The sequence below is a fragment of the Methylobacterium sp. WL18 genome, from assembly GCF_008040015.1.
In the GTDB taxonomy this organism is placed as follows: Bacteria; Pseudomonadota; Alphaproteobacteria; order Rhizobiales; family Beijerinckiaceae; genus Methylobacterium; species Methylobacterium mesophilicum.
In genome coordinates this window covers 1-587 of sequence record NZ_VRVD01001247.1, presented here as the reverse complement: position 1 = coordinate 587, position 587 = coordinate 1, and the positions used below count along the sequence as shown (strand labels likewise).

Sequence of the window (587 nt, the reverse complement as noted above, 5' to 3'; positions counted from 1 at the left end):
TCGCCGGGCGCTGCGGCATCCGGGCGGTCGTGGCGTATGCCGCGTCCGGCAACCGCCGCTCGCAGGCGGTGATGGAGCGCCTCGGCATGGTGCGGGCGGGCACGTTCGCGCATCCGGCGGTGCCGGAGGGGCCGCTGCGCAGCCACGTGCTGTATCGGCTCGAACAGGCGGGGGTTTCGGCATGAGCGCACCCATCAACGTCGTCGGCGGCGGTGCCTGGGGCACGGCGCTGGCCAACGCGGCCGCGGCCGCCGGGCATCCCGTGACCCTCTGGCTGCGCGACCCGGAAGCCGCCGCCAGGCTCGAGGCCCACCGGGAAAACCCGGGCTACCTGCCGGGCGTGCCGCTCCAAGCTGGCATCCACGCCACAGCGCTCTCCGAAAAACTCGCGGGCGCCCGGGCGACCCTGCTGGTCGTGCCCGCCCAGACCGTGCGTGGCGTGCTGGAGGCCCTGCGCGCCCCCCTCGCCTCGGCCGGGCCGGTGATCCTCTGCGCCAAGGGCATCGAGCGCGGCAGCGACAGTTTTTTGAGTGCGGTGGCCGAAGCGGTCCTGCCCCCGGGAACGCCGGTGGCGGTCCTGTCCGGCC

2 protein-coding genes are annotated in these 587 nt (G+C 75.1%); both read left to right on the top strand.

Going from position 1 to position 587, the window contains the following annotated elements:
• A partial coding sequence (locus tag FV228_RS32130; protein WP_147858006.1) for a GNAT family protein occupies positions 1 to 185 on the top strand: 185 nt, incomplete at its 5' end.
• On the top strand, positions 182 to 587 hold a 406-nt coding region (locus tag FV228_RS32125), incomplete at its 3' end, for an NAD(P)-binding domain-containing protein (RefSeq protein WP_187278009.1). The genes FV228_RS32130 and FV228_RS32125, both read left to right, overlap by 4 nt.